Origin of the sequence: Methylocystis parvus, from assembly GCF_049675845.1 — a bacterium.
GTDB lineage: Bacteria > Pseudomonadota > Alphaproteobacteria > Rhizobiales > Beijerinckiaceae > Methylocystis > Methylocystis parvus_A.
The window spans coordinates 2,860,800-2,885,938 of record NZ_CP187161.1 but is presented as its reverse complement, the minus strand read 5'-3'; the positions used below and the strand labels follow the sequence as shown (position 1 = coordinate 2,885,938).

Here is a 25,139-nt window from a genome sequence, read left to right as displayed (position 1 = left end):
CGTAATCATTGACTGGCCTCCGTGTTGGATGGCGTCATGGCCGATGCGTCAAAGCCCTTCAGCGCGGATTGCAGATTGCTCTCGGCGTCGATCAGGAAGTTGGCCGAGGTCACGACCCTGTCGCCTTCCGTTAGCCCGCTCGCAATCTCCGCATAGCCATCGCCGCGCCGGCCCACCTTGATTTCGCGGGGCTCGAAGCGGCCTTCGCCCTTGTCGAGGATCACGACCTGCCGTTTGCCGGCGTCGATGATCGCCCCCTCCGGCGCGGCGAGAACCTTCTCCCTGCCGCCGGCTTCGATCTCGACGTCGGCGTACATGTCGCCTAGCAGTCGGCCTTCCGGGTTCGGCAGTTCGATGCGCACGCGCGCCGTGCGGGTTTCCATGTTAAGATGCGGATAAATGAGCGCGACGCGGCCCTTGAAGGGATGATCTGGATAGGAACGCGCGCGGATGACTGCCGTCTGCCCCGGCGCGACGGCCTCCACGTCGCGCTCGGGAATGTCCGCCAATATCCAGACGACGCTGTGGTCGACGATGCGGAACAGGGTCTCGCCGGGAGCGGCGCGCATCCCGGCCAGCGCCGTGCGCTCGATGACATGGCCTTCCTGCGGCGCGGGCCAATCGATCACGCGGGGGACGCGGCGGCTCTTCGCGATCGACGCGATCGTCGCGTCATCGAGGCCCAGATTGACGAGACGGCGGCGCGCGCCTTCGACCCGCGGCGCCGAATGCGCGTTGAGCACGGCCACATATTCCGCCGCCGCGCTCGAAAGGTCGGGCCCGTAGACGCGCATGAGCGGCTGGCCCTTGCGCACATAATCTCCCTCCGCGACCTTCTCGACGGATTCAATGAACCCCTCGAACCGCAGGGCGACCACCGAGGTTCGGCGTGGGTCAAAATCAACGCGCCCTGCCGCGCGAATAGGAGCCGTCACGATGCGCAGCCCGACAGGCTCGGAGCGCACGCCCGTCTTCTGCAATTTGCCGGGACTGATCGTCAGGGTCGACGCGTCCTGCGTCTCGTCTTCATAGACAGGAACATAATCCATCCCCATGGCGTCCTTCTTCGGGACCGGAGACGTGTCGGGGAGGCCCATCGGATTTCGGTAATATCGTATGCGCCGGCTGGACGATTGGGGTTGAGCGACCTCCGGCGGCTTGTCCTCGAAGGAGACGTCCTCGCTGGCCCGGACGGCGACGTAATCCTTGCCAGAGGCGTTCTTCTTCGGCCCGGCCGAATAGAAGGGGCCGTCCGGATCGCGATAATAGATGACCGGCCCGGTCCCGTGCGCATGGATCGCGGGCGTCGGCTCCGGCGCCTTGGCGCGCCACAGCAGGAGGCCGCCGCCAAGGGTCGTCACCACGACGACAGCGGCGCCAATAAGTTTCGCGCGGCTCATAGCGCGCCTCCTGCAAGGCGTTCGAGATCGGCGTATTTGCTCTGCTCCTCGACCTTCAGGGCGAGAAGCTCCAGTTCGACGGCGCGCAGGCGCCGTTCCGATTCGAGCAGCGTCGCGAGCGGCGTTGTACCGGCGTCAAAACCGCTGCGCGCCGTCTCGACCGAGAGCCTCGCCGGCGGAAGCTGGCGTTGCTCGAAGATCTTGATCGCCTTGCGGATGGCTTCCAGCCGATACCAGGCCTCGGCGACCTCTCCATCGAGGCGGATGCGCAGCGCGTCACTGCGCGCCTGGGCGGCCCCGAGACTGGCGCTCGCCGCGCGCTGCTCTGCGTCTTTGGCCTCGTATTGCAGGGGCACCTTGAAGCCCAGCAGGAACATGCCGTTCGTCTCGCCGTTCCTGCGCTCGACGAGATTCGCGCCGACGGTGATGTCCGGGTAGTAATTGAGGTCGGTCAGGGCTTTCGTTCCCGTAGCCGAACGCACCTGCGCATGCGTCGCGGCAAGCAGCGGGTTCGACGACCGTGCGAGCTCCTGCACGCCCGCGAGCGACAGTTTTGTCTTGAGAGGCGCAAAGCCTTTCGTGGGAGCGAACGGCGCGCGCGCGTCCCGGCCTATGAGCGCGTTCAATCGAGCGGCGGCGGATTTGGCGTCGCCCTCCCGACGGGCGACGTCGGCCGCAGCGTTCGCCGCTTCAAGCTCCGCCTTGATCACTTCCTGCTGATCGACCGAACTCGCGCCGTAACGCAGCCGCAGCAGCTCAAGGAGTTGGTCGACGCGCTGCTTCAGAGATTTCGACAGTTCCAGCGCGCGCTGCGCCGCGCTGTATTGAGCGTAGGCGGCCTTCACGCGGGCGACGAGATCCACCTCCGTCGCCTCGCTCTGGCGCCTCGCCGCGTCGGCGTCGGCATGGGCTATGCCTTTTTCGAGGTCGGTCTTCCCCCACAGCTTGAAAGTCTGCTCGGCGCCGATCCAGGTCTGGCCGACGCCCTTTCTGTCCACGTCCCAGGCTTGCAGCGTGACCGTAGGGTCCGGCTGCACCCCGGCGGCGCCGACCCGCTGCAACGCCGCGTCCGCCTCGAGAACGGACCCGCGCAATTCGGGGCTCAGCCGCCTGGCCAGGGATACGACGCTCTCCACCGTCGCGCCCGGCTGGCTTCGCTCCGCAGCCGGGGCGTTCACGGCGGAAAGGCTCGCAGCAGCGCCCAGCAAGAGGATCAGAGGGAGTCGTCTCATGGCGTCGCCTGCAATATCAGCCGGCTTTGGAGCGTTCCGGTCTCGCCCTGAATCTTCGCCGCAATTGAGATGCGCCAGCGCCCCGCATCGGTCAGGTCAACCTTGAACCGGTAAACCCCTGGCCCGGAACTTTGCGCAAGTCCAATCGCGCCCGTCATCGTTTCCATGTCGTCCGGGGCCATATCCAGTCGCGTTGCAAAAATGACGGCATCCTCGACCGGCTTGCCGTCGGGCTTGCGAACTAGGCGGACATCCACGGCCCTTTGTCCCTTCTTGATTTGGGTTTGGACCAGTTCGAACGCGTAGTCGCCGATGGCTGCGTGGGCATATCCGACGCCGAGCACCAAGAAGCTCAGCGAGCCAACGAGCCGCAGGAAATTTTTCTGCATCTGACTTCTCTGTCACGCCAACGCGCAAGCGTCGCCGCCCGCAAGGCCGCTCCGACGGAGCGTTGAGACTGTAAGGTTCGACGAACCGACAACGCGCACAGGCGCAATCGCCTTGGATGGACGCCGCCGGCCGTCGATCGCCACGGAAGGCGCACGCTTAGATGTGCGCGCGCCTGCTGAGTCTCAGATGATGGGAGGACGAAGGTCGGGCGGGGCCGAGAGGCCCAAATGGGCCGCATCGTCGAAGATAAGGCGGAGGGAGCTGACAGTCGTGAGCGTCGTCGGCGCCTGTGTTTCGGGCGGCGTAATCTGGAGGGCCCCGCAAACGAGCGAATCGCAGCGCTGGGGCGCGGTCGCATGGCCGTCCGCATGGTCCGGGCACTTGTCCATGACAGACATGAACGCGCAGTCATGGGCCGAGGGCGCAGCAAAACTCGCCGCCGACCCTGACAGGGCGACGAAGACGATCATCGCGGAGACGATAAGGCGCAGCCAGCTTAGCTTCATTGCGTTCTCCGGCGCTTTGATAGCATGGCGAGGAGCGGCGGGCAAAAAGTCGTGCGCGCTCGGCTTCTCAGCTCGGGGAGCGGCTTGTGCTCGCAATGACAACTCTGTCGGTTACTTCGCGGTTACAATCTCGCCGCTCCACGCGCGTGCATGTCTGTTCAAGCCTGTCCACGTCCGTTCAAGACCGCCCCTCCCCGCATTTTCCTGCCTTCCCGCGCACCCGTTTGCACCCCTTTGCAGCCTTGTGAATGCCCTCAACACCCTGCACCCGCGCTTGTGGATCTGGGGGTCCCCCGTTCGAGCCGGGGTGGCGGTACCATTAAATCCAAGTAGTTATGACAACAGAAGCTGCCCCGTAGTGGCGGGCCTTCACTCATGTCGCCACCGAGTCGCCGTGGTGGAAAGTTTCGCACGCAGCCGCCGACCGACACTGGGTCTTACGCGCTCGTCGATTTGCGGGGTCTTACCGCAGGCTTAGAGCAGGGCGGAGGTCGAGCGTATCCGGAGCATTGGAGCATCATGGGCAATTGCCGTGAGAGCATCTAACCCGGATCGGGAGAGGGACCATCGGCTCAAAGCGCACATACGTCCCTAAGTTTCTCCTTGACCTCCATCCATGCCGGCTCGCGCTTGTCCGGCTCGAACGGCCCGGTCGCCGCGAGCTTCTCCTCAAAGGCGATCTGGGTCTGCCGAGCGGGGTCGTCCGCTAGCATGAACTGGGGCCTGAAGTAGACAGGAGTTGCCTCGGGCGCGCGTCGGTCCATGGAGACCTTGAACCGGCCAAGGTCGACTAATGTACGCTCCACAATGAAGAGGATCGGCTTTTCGACGTCGTCACAAATATCATGACGATGCGCGGCGCGTCGAGGTTATCTGCGCGAAGTCGCTGGACTAGACGCCACGCCACCTTGGATTACCTCAGCCGACCTCGATTATCCTGACACATCTCATGCCGGTTCAAGAGGAAGGCGCTGGCATCCGGTGACGTCGGCGTCGCCCCGCGCTTCTCGCCGTGCCAGCAATCGCTTGAGTGTGCGTCGCCAAGATCAGCGGATCATCAGAACCGGCGTTCCGATGTCGATGCGATTGAACAGATCGATTACGTCTTCGTTCAGCATGCGAATGCACCCATAGGAGGCCGCAGTGCCGATGGAGCGGCGCATCTTGGCAGTCGTCCCGTGTATCGCCACCTCGAAGCGATCGAGCGTAATTGCGCGGGCGCCCATCGGATTGTTCGGCGCGCCGCCGGGGATGAAGTCCGGCAATTCAGGGTGGTCGGCCTTAACGCAAGGTGGCGGAGCCCAGTCTGGGTACACGAATTTCCCATTCACGGTCGCGTTGCCGGACCATTCCCGCCCGCTTTTAGGAACGGCGATCGGGTAACGAACAGCGCTCTCGTAAGTGAGGACAAAATACAGCTTGCGCTGGGGAGCGACGATGACGATTGCGCCCGGTGGCGCCGGCGATGAAAAAGCTACAACGTCCCCGGCTAATCCGGGTTGTGGCGCGGCGATCAAGGTGATCACACCGGCGACAACAGAACGACAGGCAAGAGACCTGAGCATCTCGCGACACATCCCCGCAGTAGATTAGCCAAGCAGCTTATTGGACGGCGACAATCGCCTCTGTTCGGGCACTTTAAGCTGCGCACGCCTCGAGCAGCGTAGCTAACCCGGAGGGGAACGGGAACCATCGTTACGGAGAAGACGTTTCCTATGCAGTGGAGACAGTAGCGTCATGCTCAGGCATTTTGTAATTTTGGCTTTCGTAGTGGAATTGTCGGCCCCAACTGCAGCGTGGGCGAAAAGTCCTTGTTGCTGTTCGATCCCGCAGCCGGTTAATGCGCGAGTCGTTTATCTCAATGGCGGCGCAAGGGCGGACGGTTTCCTGAGATGCCGCCTCACGCCGAGATATCGCTGGCTGTGCGACGGGTCGACAGGCCCTGAGTATGTATTCTACGACAACATCGTCACATGCTATTGAGCGCCGTTCTGATCCTTCAGAGAGCGCCCGCCGGCGCTTTTCAGACTCCCCCTAAATCTCCTATCGGCTAGTTCGCCGGTCTTCCCGGCGGCATAGGCGCGGCCTCGTAATCCGGCGGCATCAGGAGGGGCGTTTCTCCGACTGGCGTGGGCAAGGGCAAATCGGCGGCCGGCGGCGGCGTTTGCGCTGGCATGAGATTGCCCCAGTCCGTGCGGTTCATCATCTGCGCCTGCATGACCTCCGGCACGATGGGCTTGCCATTGCGGATCTCCCAACCGCCGCCAAGCGCCTTGTAGAGCGCGACGAGGTTCGTCGCGATGGACGAGCGCGTCTCTGCGAGACGGTTGCGTTCGTCGAGGAGCCGCGTCTGCGCGTCGAGCACGCGCTGAAAATTTTCGGCGCCTTCGCGATACTGGATGAAGGAAAGCTCGACCGCGCGCTGAGCGGCTTCGACCGACTTTTGCAGGGCCGCGGCGCGCTGTTGTCCCTTGAGGAAGGCGATGAGCGCATCCTCCGCCTCCCGAGCCGCCTTGATCACGATGTCCTGGTAATTGACCAGCGCCTGCTGGAAGCGGGCGTCCTGAGCGCGGATGTTGTTTGCGATGCGGCCGTAATTTAGAATCGACCAGCGGAAGCTCGGGCCGGCCGTGAGGAAGAGGCTGCCGGGCGCGAAGATCTTGCCGAGGTCGGAGGCCTGCACGCCGATGTCGCCGAAAAGGAAGAAGCGCGGGTAAAGATCGGATTCGGCAATGCCGATGCGGGCGCTTTCGGCAGCCGCGTTCATCTCAGCGGCGCGAATGTCGGGCCGGCGTCGAAGCAGTTCGGCAGGGACGCCGACGCTCACGCGCGGGGAGGCGGAGGGAATTTTCTGTGAGCCGTGCAGTAGTCTCTCGACGCCGCCGGGTGGTTGGCCAAGGAGAACGCTCAGAGCGTTTTTAGCCTGCTGCAAGCCCGTCTGCAGTTCCGGAATGGAGGCGATCGTATTCTGCAACAGCGCCTTTTGCTGCGCGACGTCGAGTTCGGACGTCGCGCCAGCGCGGAACCGCGCTTCGGCGATCTGCAGGCCCTCCTTCTGGAGTCGCACGTTTTCCTGCGCAATCGCAAGCAAGGATTCGAAAGTTCGGATCGTCACATAGGTGCGAGCGACTTCGGCCGTCAGCGAGACGAGCGCATTATCATAATCCGCGATCGTTCGCGTCATATTGGCGTCGGCGGCCTCTACATTACGGCGGAAGCGGCCCCAAAAGTCGATTTCCCAGGTCGCGTCGAAGCCTATCGAATAATCGGCGAATGCGTGTTTCGGCAAATTAGCTTTATTGGCGGCCTGTTCGCTGATCTTGTTCCAGGTCGCCGCGCCGGAGCCCGCTTGATCCTGCGGGAAGAGCTGTCCGATCGCGATTCCGAGCTGCGCACGCGCCTCGAGAATCCGCAGCCCCGCAATCTGCACGGGGAGGTTCTGTTCCGCGGCGAGATGGACGAGCCTGTCCAGCGTCGGATCGTGGAAGGTCCGCCACCAGTCACTTTTGATCTCTTTGCTGGCGACGCGCTTATCGCCCTTCTCGATCCAGTTGGCCTGGAGGGCGGCCTCGGGCGGGTTGAAATCCGGTCCCACCGCGCAACCGCCCAGGGCGAATACGAGACCAAGGGCCGGCAAGGCGCCCTTCTGTTTGTTGCTGGCGAAAGCCTTGAACGAGCGCTTGCGCATTATTTGGTCACCGCGATGGATTTACGGAACAGCGAAAGGCTGTAGCTGAAGAAAGCAAGGCCGATTGCCGCGACCATGGCGAATTGCGGCCAGACCGCCTCGATGCCGCCGCCGCGATAGATGATCTTCTGCGAGAAGCTCACGAAGTGCCGCGAGGGTAGGAAGAAGGTCATATATTGCAGCCAGACAGGCTGGCTTTCGACGGGCGTATTGCCGCCGGAGAGCAACTGCAGCACCACGACGACAAGAATAATCAGCAGCGCGAATTGCGCCATGGATTGCGAGATGGTGCCGAGGAAGATGCCAAGCGCCGTGGCGAAGAAGAGGTAGAGAAGGACGCCCGAGAACCAAAGAGCGATCGAGCCCGCAAAGGGGACCTCCAGCACCTTCATGACGATCAGATAGAGCGAGGCCGCCGTCGCCAGCAGGATCACGAGACTGTTCGCCCAGACTTTGGCCATGGCGATCTCGAAGGCCGAAAGCGGCATCACGAGCAAGTGCTCCAGCGTGCCGTGCTCGCGCTCGCGGATCACGGCCGCACCGGTCAGAATGATGGTGAGCATCGTCACCTGATTGATGATGCCGACGACGCTCGCGAACCATGACGTTATGCCATTAGGGTTGAAGAGCCGACGGATCACGAGATTGATTGGCTGCTGCGTCGCGCCGCTGGCGCGGCTGAAGAAGGACGTCACGCGCTGGTTGATGATGTTCTTGATGTAGCCGCTGCCGATCGCAGCCTGCTGCATGGCCGTCGCGTCGATGCTGAGCTGAATGTCGGGATGGCGGCCGGCGCGCAGATCGGACTCGAAGCGCGGCGGAATGGTCACGACGAACATGAAACGCCCTTCGTCCATCGTCGTCTCGACCTCGGAGGCGTCGATCAGCTCCGGCTCCTGAAAGCGCGGCGGGTAGAAGGCGTTGATCAGTTCTTTTGAAAGGGCGGAATGGTCCTCGTCGACAAAGGCGATCGAGGCGTTGTTCACCTCGCTCGACGTGCCGGTCGCCTGGATATAGATCGTTCCAGTGAAGGCGTAGGCGACGAAGAACATCATCACGAGGTCGCTGCTGAGGCTGCGCAGCTCCTTGATCCCGAGCCAGAAGATGTTGAGCAGGGATTTCATCGCCTATTTCTCCTGCTTTCGCAGCGCAAGCGTGCTCACGGCCCAGAGAACAGGGATGCAGCAGGCGAGGAAAATCACGTCCTGCATGAGGAGCTCGGCGCCGAGCCCCTTGGTGAAGGCGCCTTTGCTCGCATGCATGTAATAGGTCGTTGGCCAGATCGTGCCGACGAATTTCGCGCGGCCGGCGAGCGTTGAAACCGGCTGCAGAAGACCGGAAAACTGGATGGTCGGCACCAATGTGATGATCGCCGTGATGAAGACGGCGGCGACCTGGCTCGACACGAAGGTGGAGATGACGAGACCCAGCCCGGTCGTCGTCGTCACATAAAGCAGGGTGATGAGGGTGAGCATGAGGAAGCTCCCCTTGATCGGAATCCCGAACACCACGACCGCCATCACGACGAGGATGAAATAGTTCAGCATGCCGATGGTGATATAGGGGAGCTGCTTGCCGAGCAGATATTCCAGCCGCGCCGTCGGCGTCACATAGAAATTGATGATCGAGCCCAGCTCTTTCTCGCGCACGACGCTGATCGCCATTAGGATGGCGGGGATCAGAATGAGCAGGATCGGCGGAACGCTCGGGACCATCGCATAGACGCTCTCGAACGTCGGGTTATACATGTAGCGGTCCTGGAAATTCGCCCTGTATTTCGGCGGCTTCAGATCCAGTCCGTTCGAGGGATCCTGCAGGGCCTTGTCCTGCACGCCCTGCACATATTGCGAGACTGTCTCGCCGCGGAACGTGTTGGCGCCGTCCACCTGCGCCGAAACCTCGGGGCGGCGCAAGCTCCTTGCGCAAGTCGCGACCGAAATTGGGCGGCATCTCGATGACCAGCGAGATGTCATCCGCTTGCAGACGCCTCAATGCGCTGTCGGCTGAGCTGATCGGCTCCGTCTCCGTGAAATAGCGCGGCGTTCCCGCGAATTGCTGGAGATAGGCGCGGCTTTCGGCGGTCTGGTCGAGATCGAAGGTCGGCAAAGCGACATGCTCGACATCGGTCGTGATGCCGAAGCCGAAGACGAGCATAAGAAGTGCCGAGCCGACAAAGGCGAAGGCGAGCCGCACGGGTCGCGCAGGATCTGCATCGCCTCATTGGCGCTATAGGCAAGCATGCGCCCGATGCGCAACGCCATGCCGGAGAGATGCCTGGGCTCCGGCTTTTCGAGCGCCTTGTCGGCCGCCGCCTGGGCGGCTTCCTCGGTCTTGCCTTTTCGGCGATCGCGTCCTCCATGTAGCCGATAAAGGCTTCTTCGAGCGTCGCCGCGCCGCGCGCTTCGATGAGCTTCTGTGGGTCGTCGCAGGCAAGCACCTTGCCGGCGTTCATGAGCGAGATACGGTCGCAGCGCATCGCCTCGTTCATGAAGTGGGTCGTGACGAAGATCGTCACGCCCTGATTGCGCGAGAGATCGATCAGCAATTCCCAGAAGCCGTCGCGCGCGACCGGATCGACGCCCGAGGTCGGCTCGTCGAGAATGAGAAGTTCGGGTCGTGCAACAACCGCGACCGCGAGGGATAGCCGCTGGCGCAGGCCCATGGGCAGATCTTCCGCCAGCGCTTATTAGGGGCCTGACAGCCCAAAGCTTCTCGACGAGCTGGTCGATGCGCGTCCTCGATTGTCGGCGGGGAGTGATAAAGGCGCGCGTCGAGTAGACGAGGTTCTGACGAACGGTCAATTCGCCATAGAGCGAGAAGGCCTGCGTCATATAGCCGATATTGTTGCGCACCTCGATGCTGCCGGCTTCGACGGACTGGCCGAAGAGCGTCGCGCTGCCTTCGGTCGGCGGCAGCAGGCCCGTGAGCATTTTCATCGTCGTCGACTTGCCGCAGCCATTCGAGCCGAGGAAGCCGAAAATCTCTCCGCGTTCGATGGTCAGCGTCACGTGATCGACCGCGACGAAATCGCCGAAGCGGCGCGTAGGCCCTTGCGCGTCGATGGCGATCTCGGCCTTGCCCTTCGGGCGTGGCGGGATCGTCAGCTCGACATGGCCCGTGCGCTTCTCCTCCGGCAAAAGCTCGATGAAGCACTTCTCAAGGTCGCTCGTGCCCGTGCGCGCCATCAGCTCGGCCGGGGTGCCGGTCGCCAGCACTTTGCCGGCGTCCATGGCGACGATCCAATCCCATCGCTCGGCTTCGTCCATATAGGCGGTGGAGATCATGACGCTCATGCTCGGCGGTCCCGCGAATGTCGTCGATGACGTTCCCAGAATTGGCGCCGCGACAGCGGATCGACGCCGGTCGTCGGCTCGTCGAGAATGAGAAGATCGGGCTCGTGCACGAGCGCGCCGCAGAGCCCGACCTTCTGCTTCATGCCGCCCGAAAGCTTTCCGAGCGGGGCGCTCGGGAATGGTCCGAGCCCGTCGCGTCGAGCAGCTCCTTGATTTTGGCCGGACGCTCCTCGGCGGAGAGGCCGAAGAGCCGGGCCATGAAATCGATGTTCTCCTGAACGCTGAGCTCGAAATAGAGGTTCTTGCCGAGACCCTGCGGCATGTAGGCGATGCGCGGACAGGCGTCGCGGCGATGCCTCGCATCGGCCATGTCGCCGAGCGCGATCACCTTGCCCTGCTGGATTTTCTTCGAGCCGGCGATGAGCGCCATCAACGTCGATTTGCCGACGCCGTCGGGACCGATGACGCCGACCATGAGACCGGCCGGGATGTCGAGAGACAGGTCGTCGACCGCAATGGCGTCGCCGTAACGATGCGTGACGCCGGAAACCGAAACGACAGGCGCACGCCCGGAAGCGCCTTGCTCTGCCGGCTTCGTCGTCTGAAGCGCCGCCTCGCTCATGGTCTGCGGGCCTCCGGACGCGTCAACGCTGAGCGTCCTTGCCCGGCGTCTCCGAGGGAATGGCCGCGCTTTGGAGGAAGGCCGGCCATTCGACGGCGGGATCGAGCTTCACATAGCCGACGCCGCGCACGCCGGTCTTGATGTAGTCGATATAGGCGCTGACAATTTTCTCCGGCACTTTGATCTTCACGCGAAACATCAGCTTCTCGCGCTCGCTCTTCGTCTCGACCTGCTTTGGCGTGAATTGCGCCTCCGGCGAGACGAAGCTCACAAAGCCGGGCACCGCGCGGCCGGGCATGTGGTCGCCGACGATGCGCGCCTCGGCGCCGAGCTTCACGCGCGCGGCGTCGGCGGAAGGAAGGAAGATTTCCATGTAGACGTCTTCAAGATTGACGAGCGTCATGGCCTTTCCGCCTGCCGCCAGCACTTCGCCGACCTCAGCGAGCTTGTAGAGGACGCGGCCGAGGATAGGCGAGCGCAGCGTCGCATCGTCGATGCGCGTCTGGATCGTCGCGACTTTCGCTTTCGCAACGTTCACCTCCTGCTGGATTGTCCGCAGCTTGGCTTCTTCCTCCTGAAGCGCGGCGGAGGTTGTCTTCAGCGTCGTGTTGCGCACGTCGAGCTCGCGCTGTGAGCCGGCGCGCTGAGCGACGAGATTCTTGCTGCGATTGACTTCGACTTTGGCGAGGTCGATTTGAGCCTTGCTGCGGGCGATCGTCGCCTTGGCGACCGCCTCCTTCTCTTGTGTGGCGATGACGTTGAGCTTTGCCTCTTCGAGCTGAGCCTCTAGGGTGTTGGTGTCCATCTGCACCACCACCTCGCCCGGCTTTACGAGATCGCCCTCCTCAAAGAGGATCTGCTTGACGCGCAGCGATTCCTTTGGAGCAATGTCAACGAGCTTGGCTTCAAGGCGGCCATTGCTGGAGGCGATGCCGGCAGGAAGCGCGTTCTGCTTGTCGCGCCAGTATTGATAGCCGAAAAACGCTCCCGCTCCGATGACGGCCGCGGCGATCAACAGCGTAGTTCTTCCAGACATCGGAGCATTTTCCCTACGATCGTCCACCGAGAGCGCGACGATTCGGCACGTTAACGCGACGTTAACACTACAGACACGCCGCTACGCAACCAAAGGATGTTTTTCACAAGAGATTCGCAGGCGTTTTCATGGAAAAATCATGCGCCAAGCGCTTTGCGCGATCTCAAGTTCCTCGTTCGTTGGTATAACGTAGACTTCAACAGTCGAGTTCAAGGCGGATATCTTTGCGCTGGAGGCGCCATTTGCGGCATCGTCCAACGCGACTCCGAGCCAAGCGCAGCCGGAGGCGACTTCCGCGCGGGTATCTGCGTCGTTCTCGCCGATGCCCCCTGTGAAGACGATAGCGTCGAGGCCGCCAAGCGCCGCCGTAAGTGAACCGATTTCGCGGACGATGCGGTAAACGAAAAGTGCGATCGCCTCTTTAGCCTCCGGCTCGGATGAGGCGCGAAGCGTACGCATATCCGAGGAAATGTTGGAGACGCCGAGCAGCCCCGATTTGCGGTAGATCAAGTCTTCGAGATCGCGGGCGTCGAAGGCGTATCGGTCGATCATATGCACAAGAACGCCGGGGTCGATCGCGCCGCAACGCGTGCCCATCACAAGGCCGTCGACGGCAGTGAAACCCATGGTGCTCGCGACGCTCTTGCCGCCCTTCATTGCGCAGAGGCTGGCGCCGTTGCCGAGATGGGCGACGATGACGCGCCCCCTCGCGACGTCCGGCGCGATCTCCTCCAGCCTGTGTGCGACATATTCATAGGAGATGCCGTGGAAACCGTAGCGTCGCACGCCGGCTTGAGAATATTTCCGGGGGATCGCGAAGGCCTGGGCGATCGGCGGCTGGCTCGTGTGGAACGCCGTGTCGAAGCAGGCGACCTGCGGGAGCTGCGGATGCTCGGCTAGTATCGCCTTTATCACCGCAAGGTTATGCGGCTGGTGCAACGGCGCCAGAGGAATGAAGGCGGCGAGTTTTTCAAGTATCGCATCCGTAACCCGCAGCGGCGCGGAAAATTCGCCGCCGCCATGCACGACGCGATGGCCCACGACGGCGATGTTCCTGCCATTCAGCCAGGGGGCGGCGATGCGCATCATCGCACGCGTCGCTGCAGCGTGATCGAAGCCTTCACCGGCCAAGTCTTCCTCGAGAAGCGTCTCGCCGCTGGGGCCGGAGAGCCGGGCGCGAGGCGTGGCGCCGATCCCTTCTATCAGCCCTTTCAGCCGCAGCGCCGGCGCCTCCGCCGCGTCGAAAATCGCGAATTTGATGCTTGAGGAACCCGCATTGACGACGGCGATGGCGGACATTGTCTCTCCCGTCAGGCCACGATGTTGGCGCCGCTGTCGATATACACAGTGTCGCCCGTGAGCCGGTGGGCGAAGGGCGTCGCGAGATAGGCGCAGGTCCAGCCGACATCCATAATGTCGATCAACTCGCCCAGAGGCGCCCTGGAGGCGGCTTCGTTCAGCATCAGGTTGAAGTCCTTGAGGCCGGATGCGGCGCGCGTCTTCAACGGGCCCGGCGAGATGGGATGCACCCGAATGCCCTTCGGCCCGAGTTCATAGGCCAGATAGCGGCACGCTGATTCCAGCGCCGCCTTGACCGGTCCCATCACATTGTAATTGGGAACGACGCGCTCGGCGCCGAGATAGCTCATCGCGAACATCGCGCCTCCCTCCGCCATCAAGGGCGCCGCGAGGCGCGCCATTCGAATGAAAGAATGGCACGAAATATCCATCGCCTTGGCGAAGCCTTCAGCCGAGCAGTCGAGAAGGCCTCCCTGCAGATCTTCCTTCGGCGCAAAGGCGATGGAATGGACGAGAATGTCGAGCCGCCCCCATTGTTCTGAAACGAGATTGAAGACGGCCTCGAGCTCGCCGGGCTTGGTCACGTCGAGCGGCGCGACAATTTCGGCGCCGACCTCCGTCGCCAGTGGCTCGACATGCGGCCGCGCCTTGTCGTTCAGCCAGGTGACGGCGATGTCAGCGCCTGCGGCGCGGAAAGCCTTGGCACACCCATAAGCAATGGACTGGTCATTGGCGATCCCGATAACGAGCGCCTTTTTGCCGGCGAGAACCTGCGCTGTTTGCGTCTGCATGGCTGCGGTCAACTCCGCTTCGCCGCAGCGTCGCGCCGAGATTGCACGAGAAGCGCGGCCACCGCGCAGGAAGCGAGCCGGGCGACGAGCGAGTCTGCGCGGCTCGTGAGGATGATCGGAACGCGCGCGCCGAGCACGACGCCGGCGCAGTCGGCGCCCGCAAGGAATGTGAGACTCTTGGCGAGCATATTGCCGGCTTCAAGATCCGGGACGACGAGCACATTTGCTCGGCCGGCCACTGGCGAGACGATCTTCTTTGTCGCCGCGGCCTCTTCGTCGATGGCGTTGTCCAGCGCCAGCGGGCCGTCCACAAAGGCGCCGGTGATCTGGCCCCGGTCCGCCATCTTACTCAGCATCGCCGCGTCCATGGACGATTGAACCTTGGGGTTGACCGTTTCCATCGCGGACAGGACAGCGACCCGCACTTCCGGAAACCTCAGAGCATGCGCAAGATCGACAGCGTTCTGCACGATGTCGACCTTCTCTTCGAGCGTAGGCGCAATGTTCACGGCGGCGTCGGTGATGATGAGCGGATCGGGATGATCCGGCACATCCATGACGAAGCAATGGCTGATGCGGCGCGACGTGCGAATCCCTGTTTCCCGCGCGACGACGGCGGACATCACTTCGTCCGTGTGCAGGCTGCCCTTCATCAACGCTTCCGCCTCGCCGTTGCGGACAAGCTCGACAGCCTTTGCAGCCGCGTCATGGCTATGCGCTGCATCAACGAGCCGGGCGTCGGCGATCCCGACGCCGGACCGGTCGGCGACCTCCCGAATGCGCGCCGTGGGACCGACCAAAATCGGCTCGATCAATTTGAGCCGCGCCGCCTCCATCGCGCCTGCGAGCGATACCTCATCGCAAGGATGCGCCACCGCGACGGCGATCGGGCCGGCGCGCGACGCGCCCTCGATCAACCGGTCGTATTTTTCATGGGCGCCTCGTCCGGCCGCAGACTTCATCACGCCACCTTGCTTTTTCTGAGGTCGGAAAGAGCGTCGATGCGCGCGCCTGCGAGCCCAAACGCTTCCCTGACTCGATCGAATCGGATCATCTGGTCCGGCGGAAGGGCGCCGTCGGCCGTCGCGACGTCAAAGACCGTCACAAGCAACCTTGCCCGGCGCTCTGCGTCATTGGGCAGCATTTTCGATATTGCGTCGAGCGCGGCCGTGGAGTCGGCGCGCAGCAAAGCGGCTTGCGCGCGCATCATCTCCTTGAGCTTCCGCCTGCCTACCGTCGCGCCTTCGGGCGTGCTTTTCCGGAGCGCCTCTATGGCGTTGAAGTGACGCTCGTCGGCGCCTTCCCCAGCCTGGATGTAAAGCAACGCGCGCAGCCCGGCTTCTATCGGACCGCCCTGCAACATGGCCGCGTCCACAAGCGCCGAGGCCTTTGGAGCCTCGATAGCGATCGCCTCCGCTTCCGCCCGCGCTGGCGCAAGGCCGACACCCGTCTGCAGCCACGGCATGCCATAAACCGACAGGAAGATATTTTCCGTCGCGGCCTCGCGCCATTTGGCGAAGATGTCCAGATTTGTGACGATCCACGAGGAAGCGATCTTCTCCATGGCGAGGTAGGGATTGTTCGGCTCGACGGGGTGGCGGTTCGCCTTGACCTTTTCCGCCGCGACGGCGACAGCTCGCATCGAAGGGTTGCGGTCGCTGAAGGCGCGGAAAGCCACGCGGTTTGGGTGCGTTTCACGCAGGAATTCGGCTGTCGCCGGCGTCGAAAGCGCCTGTACCGTCGGCTGCAGGAAGCGCTCATAAAGCCCTTTATTGATCTCCGAAACTCGGGCGACCGTCTCGAAGCGGCGCTCGTCCGCGGCGTCGTTGCAGCCGAGCGCACGAATGTCGTCGAGCGTGCGCGGCGAAAGCTTTGCAATATATTTTCCGGAGATCAACTCTACATGGGCCGTCGCGGGGTCGGCTTCCGACAGGACGATTTCGTAAAGCCCCGGCGGCATCACATCGATCAGATCGATATTGAAGACGAACTCTTCATGCTCCTTCTTCGCGACTTTCCCGGAGACGAAAATACCGAGATGTCCGACGCTCGGATGCAGGCAGTATGCGATTGTCTGGCCGCTCGCGATGATGTCGTCCGCATCCCTGTAGAGATCGAGCAGCCAATCGAGCGCCTGCTGGGGCGGTGTAATGTCGTCGCCGAAGGAGCAGAAGACAATGATTGGAGATTTGATGTTGCGCAGGTCGACCGCTTGGCCGCCCATGACGATCTCGCCGGCCGCTAGACGATTGCCGACGAAGAGCTCGTCGACGATGAACTGAATTTCTCCGCCATTGAGGAGCACAGGGTTGCCCCACCATTTCTCGAATTCGAGATAGCGCGGTCCCTCCGTGTCGACCTTGGAATAGACGTTGTACTGCTTGGTCCAGAGCGTATTTGACGGGTTACTGGATTCGAAGTTCGAAATCAGCCATGCGCCGTCGAAAACGCCGTCTCCAAGATCGCTCGTGAGTTCGGTGAGCCATGTGCCGCCCAACATCCCGCCGAGATAACGCATGGGATTCTTGCCGCGCACGCCAGCCCAATAGGAAAGCGGCGATCCCGCGATAAGAATGGGGCCGGGCAGATCGGGCTCGAGCGCCGCCATCATCATGATCTGCCAGCCCGCCTGGCAGTTGCCGATGAGAACGGGTTTGCCTTCGGCCCTGGGGTGCAGCTCGATGACCTTGCGCACGAAGTGCGCTTCCGCGCGGCAGACGTCTTCAATCGTCTGGCCGGGAATCGGATGCGGCAGGAAGCCGACGAAATAGCAAGCATGGCCCGCCCTCAGCGCCACGCCAATCTCGCTATCATGCTTCATTCCGCCTATGCCTGGCCCATGGCCTGCGCGCGGGTCGAAAACGATGAAAGGCCGCTTGCTCGGATTTATCGCAACGTCCGCAGGTGGAACGATGCGCACGAGGGCGTAATTTACGGGCCTCTGCAGCGTGCGCCCATCGATCAAAACTTCTGGCTGGAAATTCAGAACATTGGGCGCCAGGCGCATGCTCTGCTCAAGATAGTCATTGCCTCGACGACGAAGGATGTCGAGAAAAAGGACCGAACGCTCACAAGCATCCCGCCAATAATCGAACCAATAGCTTATGGAAGGGGCGGTCTCAGCCATACGCCTTTCCTCGTTGCGCATCGTTGCGACAGCGCGGTTCTCGGTCAGCTGGGTCGATGCCGCAGCGCAAAAAGTCTACCGAGACTCCAATGACCCGTAAATGCGCCAGCAGCGCCCTGCGCCCATTCGCCGCGCGCTAAATGCCTAGTTCAAGCAAGTCGCTGCGCCCTTCTTTCCTTTGGCCTTGTAACGTCCATCGCTATTCTCCTTGGACATTTTGTTTGAAGCGTCAGGAACCGACGATGGGCAAGAAGCACAAGTCCAAGGTTAAGGCCGAGAAGTCCGGTAATGTTTCAAACGTCTCCGCTGTGCAATCGGCGACGCCGGATAAGCTGCCGCGAAAAACGTACGAGGCGGAACTCTCACGACTGCATGTCGAACTCGTTCAGCTTCAGGAATGGGTCAGACGCGAGCAGAAAAAGATCTGCATCCTGTTTGAAGGTCGCGACGGGGCTGGCAAGGGCGGGGTGATCAAGGCTTTGACCGAACGCGTAAGCCCTCGGACATTTCGGATCCTCGCGTTGCCAGCGCCGACTGAGCGCGAGAAGTCTCAAATGTATATCCAGCGCTATCTCCCGCACCTGCCCGCCGGAGGTGAAATCGTTATCTTCGATCGAAGCTGGTACAACCGCGCCGGCGTCGAACGTGTGATGGGGTTCTGCACTGAAAAGCAGGTAGAAGTTTTCTTGAGCGCGGCGCCGAAGGTCGAGCAGGCGATCGTGGAGTCGGGCGTCGTTCTCCTGAAATATTGGCTGGAGGTCAGCCCGGAGGAACAGACGAGGCGCCTCGAGGACCGCATTAATGACGGCCGCAAGCTTTGGAAGCTGACGGATATGGATTTGAAGTCATATTCGCGGTGGGACGACTACACGCGCGCCCGCGACGAAATGTTCGCTGCGACCCATACCCCTTGGGCGCCCTGGCGCGTCGCGAAATCGGACGATAAGAGGCGCGCGCGGCTGAATGTGATCACACACATCCTGACGGCGATCCCGTATGAAAAAGCGCCTCCGAGGAAGGTCGATTTTCCGAAGCGCAAAATTGATGAGCACCTTGGAAGGGACTATACGCCGATGCTCATTCCCGAGACGTTCTAAACTGATGCGCCCGAAGCCTTGCGGCGCGAGGGCTGCGCCTCGCTCTCAAGGGTCCGTTTTGCGATATTGGAAAACGACGGCACGATTTCGGTCGGGCTCAACACGAAACGAGCCGCGAGCGCGGCTCGAAAGGGACAGGAAGAATGAAACCCGCTTTCCTCGCGGCTCTCCTTTTGGCTCTCAATGCAACGCCCGCCTTTGCCGTCTCGCAGGGGCGCCATTACGGTCACTTGCCCATCCATGTGCGAGGGACGCTGCAGGGCTCGGAGACACATGAGGACGTTTTCCACGGCCGCGCGGGCCAGCGCGTCAAGATCGAAATCCACTCCGCGCGCATAAGATGGCTCGAGGTTTCGGTGAGCCCGCTTTCAGCAAAAGCGCCCGTCTTCAGCTTCCATGGAAAGCAGGGTCGCAGCGGCATGGTTACGCTTCCCCATGACGACGCATACAGGTTGCGGGTCGCGATCCGCCCCGAGGGCGCGCAAATCGGGCATCGGGTGGATTTTAGGGTCGACATTACCGCGGCTTCGCATCTCGCCTTCCATGCAACCGTGGCGCATCCCTGAGAGGGAAGGAGGGCCGCGAGCCTAACGCAGGGGCGCGCAGGCGTGGATAAACCCCGCGGCGGCGCCCGCCCAGACGACGCCGGCGGCGGAAAGAACCACCAGCAGCAGCGACGCCTCGTCCAGAAAGGCCTTCGCCGGCTGGAGGGAGGCGCTGCGCCAGCGCAGGACGAAGAACCATGCAAGGAGAGCCACTGCGCCGACTGTCAAAAACACGCTCGACGCCAGCATCACGCCGGCGGGATCGCCAATCCGAACGTCCATGACGCAAAAAGCAGTGTGAAGCAGGTAGAGCAGCGAGAAATGGACCGCCCACAGCAGCGGCCCGAAAAGCGTCCGAAACAGCGCGCGCGTCAAAACGCCTCTCCGCGTCTCAATTGCTGACCCTCGGAAAACCGTGGACCAGAAGCAGACTGAACAGGATCTGTCCGGCCGTGTAGTAAGCGAGCACCGCCATATTATCGAAGGAGACGCGACGACCAGCGTCGAGCTTGCGGACAATCAGCCGCGCGAGGGCATAGGCGCCCATGATCGCGATGGTGATCGCAAGCTGGCCATTGAGCAGCGTGGACATGTAGACCATCGCGCCATAAGCGCTGTCCGTGGCGCGCAGGCCCACGCGCCAAAACCCTGCAATGTCGGCGCCGATCGCTCCGACCAGACTGACAGTCCCGACGACGATCATCAGCATGGTCCACGCGCCGGCGCGGCCGGGACGCGGCAGCAGGCGCCCGCCGAGAGCAAAGGCCGCGGCGCCGCAGAGCGCGAGGGCCGAGGACCCGATCGGCCAGTGAAGACTCGGGAGCGCATTTCCGCCCGGCCAGTTCTTCGGGTCGACCGTCCACAGGTAGAGATAGGAAAAGGCATAGGAGAGATAGAGGGAGGCGGCGACCAGCAGCAGCACGACCATCGCCCACCAGGAATGCGATGACGGACCCGTCACATAGGTTGGCGCCTCGATCCCGTCGCCGATGGGTATCCTGCCCTTCGCCGGACCGGGATCGAGCTCCCACGCCCAGATGAAACATGCGGCGATGGCGGCGAGCCCGCAGATCAGCGCCGGAGCCACCGCCTTGACGGTGAGCAGAAGAAAAAATGCGGCGGTGAACACGGCTGCGAAGAAATGCGCCCAGCCCGGACCTGGCATCAAGACGACATATTCCGGCTCGGCGAAAATCGGCGATGTGACGATCGTCTCGCGCCGACCCGTCGGCGCGTTCGGCAGATAATAGGCGCCCGCCTCGACGTCACGCGCAAGGTCCGGCTGATCCCACAAAGGTTCGCGGCTAACGACATAGGGAATACTGCGCGTCGAATAAACATCCGTCGGCAGCCATTCCAGCGTGCCGGCGCCCCAGGGATTGCCAGTCGTCACAGCGCTGGGCCTGAACCGGATGGCGATATCGATGACGAAGAGCGCAACGCCGGCCGCAAGGATGAAGGCTCCCGCCGTGGAGACGAGGTTGAGATTGTCCCAGCCCATGGCGTGAGGATAGGTCCAGACTCGGCGCGGCATGCCCATGAGGCCGGTGAGGTGCATGGGAAAGAACGTCACATTGAAGCCGATGAACATGAGCCAGAAGACAAAGCTTCCGAGCCGCTCCGAGAGCATGTTGCGGCTGACCATGGGAGCCCAGTAGTAGAATGTCGCAAACAGCGGAAACACCATGCCGCCGACGAGCACATAATGGAGATGCGCGACGACGAAATAGGTGTCATGGACCTGCTGGTCGAACGGCACGAGCGCGACCATCACGCCGGTGAGCCCGCCGAGCACGAAGATGAAGAGAAATCCCAGGATGAACATCGAAGCGGTCGTCAACCGAAAGCGCTCGCTCGATGCGATCGTCGCAAGCCAGGCGAACACCTGAATGCCTGACGGGATCGCGACGGCCATACTTGCCGCGGAGAAGAAGCCCAGGCTCAACGCGGGCAGGCCGGTGCTGAACATATGATGCACCCACAGGCCGAAGCTGAAGAAGCCGGTCGCGATCAGCGCGACGACGATGAGGCGGTATCCGACGAGCGGCGTTTGAGCCATGGTTGGAATGATCATCGACACGAGGCCGGCGGCGGGCAGGAAGATGATGTAAACTTCGGGATGTCCGAAGAACCAGAACAGATGTTGCCACAGCAGCGCGTCGCCGCCTTTCGCCGCCGTGAAGAAGGGCCAGCCGAAAGACCGCTCGATCTCGAGCAGCATGGTGGCGAGGATCACTGCCGGAAACGCAAAGACGATCATCGCGGCGAAGATCAGCATGGACCACGCGAAGATTGGCATCTTGTCGAGCGACATTCCAGGCGGCCGCGTGCGTAACGTGCCAACGATGATTTCAATTGCGCCGGCGATGGCGGATATTTCGATGAAGCCGATGCCCAGAAGCCAGAAGTCGGCGTTGTCGCCGGGCGAGTACCGGGTCAATGTCAGTGGAGGATACATGAACCAGCCGCCATCCGGCGCGAGGTCGTAAAAGATCGTCGCAAAGAAGACGGCGCCGCCGATGACGTAGGCCCAAATGGCGAAGGCGCTCAGGCGCGGGAAGGGCAAATCGCGCGCGGCCAGCATTTGCGGAAGCAGGATGACGCCCAGCGCCTCTACGGCGGGGACCGCGAAAAGAAACATCATCGTGGTCCCGTGGACCGTGAAGATCTGATTGTATCTCTCCTGTGAGAGAAGGCGATTGTCGCCGACGGCGAGTTGCATGCGCATCAACAGCGCAAGCACGCCCGCCAGAAGAAAAAATGCGAAAGCGGCGCCGATGTAGAGCAGGCCGATCGAGGTGTTGTTGACGGCCGTGAGCCTGCGCAGTCCGCGCGGAAGCGCCCAGATGCGCTCCAGCTCCTCGCGTTCGCCAGCGGGACGCGGCGTCTCGTTGGGGAGCTTCACGCGGGAGGCGGCATCATCTTGCACGAGCGCTCCTTCACCGGGTGCGGCTGACGTTGCAGGTAGAGCGGCCGCAAGCGCGCTCAAGCGCAGCCTGCTAGTGGAGGCCCGCAAGGTAGGAAGCCAGCGCGTCGAGCTGGCCCGGCGTGAAGATGCCATAGGCCGGCATCAGATTGCCCGGCTTGATGTGTTGGTTGTCCCTGATCCAGCGCGCGAAATTCGCCTTGTCGACGCCGAGCGTGGCGGCCCCGATCGAGGTGCGGCCGCCGACATGGGTGAGATCGGGACCCAGCTCGCTCGCCGCCGCCGCGCCGCGGATGCTGTGGCAGGCGTTGCAGCCCGTGGCGAAGAACAGGGCTTTCCCTTGCTGCGCCAGCGCGTCGGCGGGCTCCAGCGCTGACGCGCGCTCCCGTCGGAGCCATGCCTCGAATGCCTCGGGGGCCATGACGACGACGTTGAACGCCATAAGGGCGTGAGCGCCTCCGCAATATTCAGCGCATTGGCCGCGCATGACGCCGACGCGCCGTGCGTTCAGCGTCAACAGGTTGACGCGGCCGGGAATCATGTCGAGCTTTCCGGCCAGCTTCGGGATCCAGAAGCTGTGAATGACATCCGGGCTCGTCAGTTTGATCGCGACAGGCCGGCCAGCGGGGATGCGCAATTCATTGGCGGAGACGACCGGGCGATTATCTTCGTCCCGATAAGTCACACTCCACCACCAACGCCGCCCGTCGACGGCGATCTCGATCGGTCGCGGCTCGCCGTCGCCTGAAACGGGCCTTCCTGTGACGATGAAGCCGTAGGTCAGCAAGACGGAGAGGGTGACGACCGGAAAAACGACTCCGGCGCCGATCAGAAGGGACTCCTGAGTCATCCACTGACGCGAGCGGCGCGGAGCAAGAAGCGCGAAGCCGGTCAGAACGATCAGGGCGGCAAAAATCAAGGTCCCGCCGATGGTCATCGCCCAGAACAGAAAGGCCGAGCGCTCGGCATGCACGCCTTCGGGCGCAAGCGCCGACTGTACGCCCTCGCAACCGGCTGCGAACAGCGCTAGGGCTACGAGAAGGAAGGTTCTTGCGTCGCGGCGCATCGCGTCACCGCCGTGCGGGTCGCTGCGTCGACGGCGCAGGCTTCGCAGCCGGCTGCACGCTTGCGAAGTAACGGGTTACGCTGTCGATCTGCTCGTCGCTCAGTCTTGCCGCAATCACGGCCATGATCCGGCTCTGAACCGACTCCCCGCGCTGGCCGCTTTTCAACAGACGCAATTGCGATTCGAGATAGCGCGCGCTCTGGCCATCGAGACGCGGAAATGTCGCGGCGCTCGCGGCGCCGTGGCAGGCGAGGCACGCAGGGACGCCGGTTTCCGGGTCTCCGCGCTCCGCAATCGTCCTGCCGCGCTTCATCCCTGCGTCCTCGGGCGCGGCCGCGCTGCGCATTGGCGGCAGTTCGGCGTAATAGCCAGCGAGAAGGCCAATGCTCTCCTTGTCCAGTTCGGCCACGACGGGACGCATGACGCCGCTCGCCCTCCGGCCTTCCGCATAATCGCGCAGCGCCAGTTCCAGATAGGCGCGAGACTGACCCGCGAGCCTCGGGACAAGCGCGCTCGCGGCGCCGGGAGCCGGTGGATCGTGACAGCGCGCACAGCGTGAAAGCGCGTCGACCCCGGCCCCGAATTCGGCGATCTCGCGCCCGCTTCGACTGGGAGATGCGAGCCCCCCGGCCGAAAGCCGCGCATAATGTTCCGGTGTCATCGTGGGCAGGGTGCGAAGGAATGCGACGAGGGCCCATACCTCATCCTCACGCGCGACATCGGGCCACGCGGGCATCCCGGTATATTTGAACCCGTTTCTGACAATCCAGTACAGCTGGGCCGACGTCCATGACGGCGCGACGCGAAGCAGATCGGCCGGCTGCGGCAACATGCTGGACGCGATCGGATTGCGAGGCTCTCCCGGGGCTCCGTGACATGGCGCACAGCCGCCACGATAATGTGCGGCGCCGAGCGTAACGAGATCCAGATCCTCGAGCGAGGCCGGCGCGCGGATCAAGATGCTCTGCGTCTCGATCGAGCGACGCTTCGCGAAATCCAGCAGCCAGTGAGTCACGGCAAGATGCGGCTTGCTGGCGCCGATGTCATACAGGCCGCTCGCCATAAACAGGAGGGCGCCGAGGACTGCGGCGCCCAGCGCGCCCGCCGCCGTCATCACGTAGCGCCAGGTCCTCGCTTTGGCCATTGAGTCAGCCCGATTTCGAGACTCGGCGGTCGGAAAGGCGCGCCGCGCCGGCTTCGACCTCCTTGAGCCATCTCACCGCCATGTGGACGGCGGTCGCAAGATAGAACACGGGACAAGCGGCGAGCATCATCAGCCCGGCAAAGCGCTGGTCATCGAGCTCTGCGTCCGGTGCGGCTCTGGTTCCGCCATCGAGGACGCCCGGCGCAAGAAGAAGTAGCGCGCCCAGGAGGCAGGCGAGCTTCCCGGTCAGAATAAGCGCCATGAAGCCGCGCCACAGCGCGGCTCCTTGCAGCGACAGGATCGCGACCCAGAAAAGGATCGCCGAGCCGAGAAGCGCGATATGCATCGCAGCGTGGAAGAACGGACGGCCTTCAGCCGTTGCGACGACGCCGGGCAGATGCCAGGCGTAAAGAACGCCGATCTGCAACAAGAGCCCAGCGACAAGCGTGCGATCCATAGAAGAAATGCGGCGCGCTGGTGGAAGTCGCAGCCAGCCGATCGCGGCGAGCGGCGCGATGGCGTTCATTGTGACAATGTGAAGCGTCATATGCGAGCTGCGAGGGGCAAAGGCCGCGTCGCTCCAGGTCGCAAACCCGGCGAAAATCAGAGCGACGGCAAAGGCGAGACTCGCAAGACGCCCATAACAGCGAGACCCTCCGCCGCGTACTAGAAGGAATTCGCTCTCGTGGGTTGGCATTCTCTCGAGCGCCTCCAGAGCCAGCAAAGGTGTCTGCGTCGTTATCTGGTTTAAGCGGGCGCGATTTCGAGGAATGGATTATTCCAGAATTCTCAGCGGCAGGGGCTCCCCGCCATAACTAGGCATTTTGTTCTTAACTTTGCGACGGGCTCTTTCACGGCGCCCGAAGGGAGCCCGGAATCGTTTTACTTCAATCGTTCCGGGTTCCCTGAGAGGCTCCTGAAGAATTCTCTCGATTTTGGTGATCTCTGCGAGAATGACGCCGCCAGCCTTCCCGACG

23 protein-coding genes and 2 pseudogenes are annotated in these 25,139 nt (G+C 62.7%); 3 read left to right on the top strand and 22 right to left on the bottom strand.

The genetic code is table 11. The features are described from left to right. Positions 1 to 5: 5 nt before the first annotated feature. The 17 genes and pseudogenes from ACPFMJ_RS14995 to ACPFMJ_RS14915 all read right to left on the bottom strand — a co-directional run bounded on the left by ACPFMJ_RS14995 (position 6) and on the right by ACPFMJ_RS14915 (position 17,384). Positions 6 to 1,400 carry an efflux RND transporter periplasmic adaptor subunit gene (locus tag ACPFMJ_RS14995; protein ID WP_424360764.1) on the bottom strand — a complete coding sequence of 465 codons (1,395 nt, stop codon included), beginning with the start codon at positions 1,398 to 1,400 and terminating at the stop codon, positions 6 to 8. Then, positions 1,397 to 2,632: a TolC family protein gene (locus tag ACPFMJ_RS14990; RefSeq protein WP_424360763.1), complete on the bottom strand. Its 1,236-nt coding sequence runs from the start codon at positions 2,630 to 2,632 to the stop codon at positions 1,397 to 1,399. The genes ACPFMJ_RS14995 and ACPFMJ_RS14990 overlap by 4 nt, the downstream gene beginning before the upstream one ends. Beyond that, positions 2,629 to 3,021 carry a FixH family protein gene (locus tag ACPFMJ_RS14985; RefSeq protein ID WP_424360762.1) on the bottom strand — a complete coding sequence of 131 codons (393 nt, stop codon included), beginning with the start codon at positions 3,019 to 3,021 and terminating at the stop codon, positions 2,629 to 2,631. Before ACPFMJ_RS14985 ends, ACPFMJ_RS14990 begins: the two co-directional genes overlap by 4 nt. Positions 3,022 to 3,204: 183 nt before the next feature. Next, on the bottom strand, positions 3,205 to 3,528 hold the full coding sequence (locus tag ACPFMJ_RS14980; RefSeq protein ID WP_424360761.1) for a hypothetical protein: 324 nt from the start codon (positions 3,526 to 3,528) through the stop codon (positions 3,205 to 3,207). Positions 3,529 to 4,100: 572 nt separating this feature from the next. Then, on the bottom strand, positions 4,101 to 4,241 hold the full coding sequence (locus ACPFMJ_RS14975) for a hypothetical protein (protein WP_424360760.1): 141 nt from the start codon (positions 4,239 to 4,241) through the stop codon (positions 4,101 to 4,103). A gap of 333 nt (positions 4,242 to 4,574) precedes the next feature. Further along, positions 4,575 to 5,093, bottom strand: coding sequence for a L,D-transpeptidase (locus ACPFMJ_RS14970; RefSeq protein ID WP_424360759.1), 519 nt, complete (start codon positions 5,091 to 5,093; stop codon positions 4,575 to 4,577). 485 nt (positions 5,094 to 5,578) lie between these two features. Further along, positions 5,579 to 7,216 carry an efflux transporter outer membrane subunit gene (locus tag ACPFMJ_RS14965; RefSeq protein WP_424360758.1) on the bottom strand — a complete coding sequence of 546 codons (1,638 nt, stop codon included), beginning with the start codon at positions 7,214 to 7,216 and terminating at the stop codon, positions 5,579 to 5,581. Continuing rightward, on the bottom strand, positions 7,216 to 8,340 hold the full coding sequence (locus ACPFMJ_RS14960; protein WP_424360757.1) for an ABC transporter permease: 1,125 nt from the start codon (positions 8,338 to 8,340) through the stop codon (positions 7,216 to 7,218). The genes ACPFMJ_RS14965 and ACPFMJ_RS14960 overlap by 1 nt, the downstream gene beginning before the upstream one ends. 3 nt (positions 8,341 to 8,343) lie before the next feature. Further along, a complete protein-coding gene (locus ACPFMJ_RS14955) occupies positions 8,344 to 9,129 on the bottom strand; it encodes an ABC transporter permease (RefSeq protein ID WP_424360756.1) in 786 nt (261 codons plus the stop codon). Positions 9,130 to 9,185: 56 nt separating this feature from the next. After that, on the bottom strand, positions 9,186 to 9,878 hold the full coding sequence (locus ACPFMJ_RS14950; RefSeq protein ID WP_424363878.1) for an AAA family ATPase: 693 nt from the start codon (positions 9,876 to 9,878) through the stop codon (positions 9,186 to 9,188). A gap of 103 nt (positions 9,879 to 9,981) precedes the next feature. Beyond that, positions 9,982 to 10,401 (bottom strand): annotated as a pseudogene (locus ACPFMJ_RS14945) (ATP-binding cassette domain-containing protein); the annotation flags it as partial. A gap of 104 nt (positions 10,402 to 10,505) precedes the next feature. Continuing rightward, a pseudogene (locus ACPFMJ_RS14940) lies at positions 10,506 to 10,984 on the bottom strand (ATP-binding cassette domain-containing protein). 169 nt (positions 10,985 to 11,153) lie between these two features. Next, the gene (locus ACPFMJ_RS14935) at positions 11,154 to 12,167 is read right to left on the bottom strand and encodes an HlyD family secretion protein (protein WP_424360755.1); all 1,014 of its coding nucleotides are present in this window, start codon (positions 12,165 to 12,167) and stop codon (positions 11,154 to 11,156) included. A 126-nt stretch (positions 12,168 to 12,293) separates the two neighbouring features. Then, positions 12,294 to 13,466 (bottom strand): acetate/propionate family kinase, encoded by a 1,173-nt coding sequence (locus ACPFMJ_RS14930; RefSeq protein WP_424360754.1) that lies wholly within the window; start codon positions 13,464 to 13,466, stop codon positions 12,294 to 12,296. Between the two features lie 11 nt (positions 13,467 to 13,477). Beyond that, on the bottom strand, positions 13,478 to 14,257 hold the full coding sequence (fabI, locus tag ACPFMJ_RS14925) for an enoyl-ACP reductase FabI (RefSeq protein WP_424360753.1): 780 nt from the start codon (positions 14,255 to 14,257) through the stop codon (positions 13,478 to 13,480). Positions 14,258 to 14,265: 8 nt separating this feature from the next. Beyond that, positions 14,266 to 15,219: a phosphate acetyltransferase gene (locus tag ACPFMJ_RS14920; protein WP_424363877.1), complete on the bottom strand. Its 954-nt coding sequence runs from the start codon at positions 15,217 to 15,219 to the stop codon at positions 14,266 to 14,268. Beyond that, positions 15,219 to 17,384 (bottom strand): DUF3141 domain-containing protein, encoded by a 2,166-nt coding sequence (locus ACPFMJ_RS14915; protein ID WP_424360752.1) that lies wholly within the window; start codon positions 17,382 to 17,384, stop codon positions 15,219 to 15,221. The genes ACPFMJ_RS14920 and ACPFMJ_RS14915 overlap by 1 nt, the downstream gene beginning before the upstream one ends. A gap of 242 nt (positions 17,385 to 17,626) precedes the next feature. Here ACPFMJ_RS14915 and ppk2 point away from each other — a divergent pair, with 242 nt between their 5' ends. The 3 genes from ppk2 to ACPFMJ_RS14900 are packed head-to-tail and all read left to right on the top strand — an operon-like array spanning position 17,627 to position 19,047. Continuing rightward, the gene (ppk2, locus tag ACPFMJ_RS14910) at positions 17,627 to 18,481 is read left to right on the top strand and encodes a polyphosphate kinase 2 (protein WP_424360751.1); all 855 of its coding nucleotides are present in this window, start codon (positions 17,627 to 17,629) and stop codon (positions 18,479 to 18,481) included. Positions 18,482 to 18,499: 18 nt separating this feature from the next. Then, the gene (locus tag ACPFMJ_RS14905) at positions 18,500 to 18,628 is read left to right on the top strand and encodes a YetF domain-containing protein (RefSeq protein ID WP_424360750.1); all 129 of its coding nucleotides are present in this window, start codon (positions 18,500 to 18,502) and stop codon (positions 18,626 to 18,628) included. Beyond that, the gene (locus ACPFMJ_RS14900; protein WP_424360749.1) at positions 18,625 to 19,047 is read left to right on the top strand and encodes a hypothetical protein; all 423 of its coding nucleotides are present in this window, start codon (positions 18,625 to 18,627) and stop codon (positions 19,045 to 19,047) included. The genes ACPFMJ_RS14905 and ACPFMJ_RS14900 overlap by 4 nt, the downstream gene beginning before the upstream one ends. Before the next feature lie 21 nt (positions 19,048 to 19,068). Here the strand turns inward: ACPFMJ_RS14900 and ACPFMJ_RS14895 are convergent, their stop codons facing one another. The 5 genes from ACPFMJ_RS14895 to ACPFMJ_RS14875 all read right to left on the bottom strand — a co-directional run bounded on the left by ACPFMJ_RS14895 (position 19,069) and on the right by ACPFMJ_RS14875 (position 24,859). Then, positions 19,069 to 19,401 carry a hypothetical protein gene (locus ACPFMJ_RS14895; RefSeq protein WP_424360748.1) on the bottom strand — a complete coding sequence of 111 codons (333 nt, stop codon included), beginning with the start codon at positions 19,399 to 19,401 and terminating at the stop codon, positions 19,069 to 19,071. Positions 19,402 to 19,417: 16 nt separating this feature from the next. Further along, positions 19,418 to 21,931, bottom strand: a complete 2,514-nt coding sequence (gene ctaD, locus ACPFMJ_RS14890; RefSeq protein ID WP_424363876.1) for a cytochrome c oxidase subunit I — start codon at positions 21,929 to 21,931, stop codon at positions 19,418 to 19,420. A gap of 94 nt (positions 21,932 to 22,025) precedes the next feature. Further along, positions 22,026 to 23,018, bottom strand: a complete 993-nt coding sequence (coxB, locus tag ACPFMJ_RS14885) for a cytochrome c oxidase subunit II (protein WP_424360747.1) — start codon at positions 23,016 to 23,018, stop codon at positions 22,026 to 22,028. Between the two features lie 4 nt (positions 23,019 to 23,022). Continuing rightward, positions 23,023 to 24,162 (bottom strand): c-type cytochrome, encoded by a 1,140-nt coding sequence (locus tag ACPFMJ_RS14880; protein ID WP_424360746.1) that lies wholly within the window; start codon positions 24,160 to 24,162, stop codon positions 23,023 to 23,025. 4 nt (positions 24,163 to 24,166) lie between these two features. Further along, the gene (locus ACPFMJ_RS14875; RefSeq protein ID WP_424360745.1) at positions 24,167 to 24,859 is read right to left on the bottom strand and encodes a cytochrome c oxidase assembly protein; all 693 of its coding nucleotides are present in this window, start codon (positions 24,857 to 24,859) and stop codon (positions 24,167 to 24,169) included. Positions 24,860 to 25,139: the final 280 nt, after the last annotated feature.

Excerpts from the sequence above, each read along its gene's own strand:
- ACPFMJ_RS14995 (WP_424360764.1), bottom strand. The coding sequence starts at position 1,400 with ATGAGCCGCGCGAAACTTATTGGCGCCGCTGTCGTCGTGGTGACGACC.
- ACPFMJ_RS14990 (WP_424360763.1), bottom strand. The coding sequence starts at position 2,632 with ATGAGACGACTCCCTCTGATCCTCTTGCTGGGCGCTGCTGCGAGCCTT.
- ACPFMJ_RS14985 (WP_424360762.1), bottom strand. The coding sequence starts at position 3,021 with ATGCAGAAAAATTTCCTGCGGCTCGTTGGCTCGCTGAGCTTCTTGGTG.
- ACPFMJ_RS14980 (WP_424360761.1), bottom strand. The coding sequence starts at position 3,528 with ATGAAGCTAAGCTGGCTGCGCCTTATCGTCTCCGCGATGATCGTCTTC.
- ACPFMJ_RS14975 (WP_424360760.1), bottom strand. The coding sequence starts at position 4,241 with ATGCTAGCGGACGACCCCGCTCGGCAGACCCAGATCGCCTTTGAGGAG.
- ACPFMJ_RS14970 (WP_424360759.1), bottom strand. The coding sequence starts at position 5,093 with ATGCTCAGGTCTCTTGCCTGTCGTTCTGTTGTCGCCGGTGTGATCACC.
- ACPFMJ_RS14965 (WP_424360758.1), bottom strand. The coding sequence starts at position 7,216 with ATGCGCAAGCGCTCGTTCAAGGCTTTCGCCAGCAACAAACAGAAGGGC.
- ACPFMJ_RS14960 (WP_424360757.1), bottom strand. The coding sequence starts at position 8,340 with ATGAAATCCCTGCTCAACATCTTCTGGCTCGGGATCAAGGAGCTGCGC.
- ACPFMJ_RS14950 (WP_424363878.1), bottom strand. The coding sequence starts at position 9,878 with ATGGGCCTGCGCCAGCGGCTATCCCTCGCGGTCGCGGTTGTTGCACGA.
- ACPFMJ_RS14935 (WP_424360755.1), bottom strand. The coding sequence starts at position 12,167 with ATGTCTGGAAGAACTACGCTGTTGATCGCCGCGGCCGTCATCGGAGCG.
- ACPFMJ_RS14930 (WP_424360754.1), bottom strand. The coding sequence starts at position 13,466 with ATGTCCGCCATCGCCGTCGTCAATGCGGGTTCCTCAAGCATCAAATTC.
- fabI (WP_424360753.1), bottom strand. The coding sequence starts at position 14,257 with ATGCAGACGCAAACAGCGCAGGTTCTCGCCGGCAAAAAGGCGCTCGTT.
- ACPFMJ_RS14920 (WP_424363877.1), bottom strand. The coding sequence starts at position 15,219 with ATGAAGTCTGCGGCCGGACGAGGCGCCCATGAAAAATACGACCGGTTG.
- ACPFMJ_RS14915 (WP_424360752.1), bottom strand. The coding sequence starts at position 17,384 with ATGGCTGAGACCGCCCCTTCCATAAGCTATTGGTTCGATTATTGGCGG.
- ppk2 (WP_424360751.1), top strand. The coding sequence starts at position 17,627 with ATGGGCAAGAAGCACAAGTCCAAGGTTAAGGCCGAGAAGTCCGGTAAT.
- ACPFMJ_RS14900 (WP_424360749.1), top strand. The coding sequence starts at position 18,625 with ATGAAACCCGCTTTCCTCGCGGCTCTCCTTTTGGCTCTCAATGCAACG.
- coxB (WP_424360747.1), bottom strand. The coding sequence starts at position 23,018 with ATGCGCCGCGACGCAAGAACCTTCCTTCTCGTAGCCCTAGCGCTGTTC.
- ACPFMJ_RS14880 (WP_424360746.1), bottom strand. The coding sequence starts at position 24,162 with ATGGCCAAAGCGAGGACCTGGCGCTACGTGATGACGGCGGCGGGCGCG.
- ACPFMJ_RS14875 (WP_424360745.1), bottom strand. The coding sequence starts at position 24,859 with ATGCCAACCCACGAGAGCGAATTCCTTCTAGTACGCGGCGGAGGGTCT.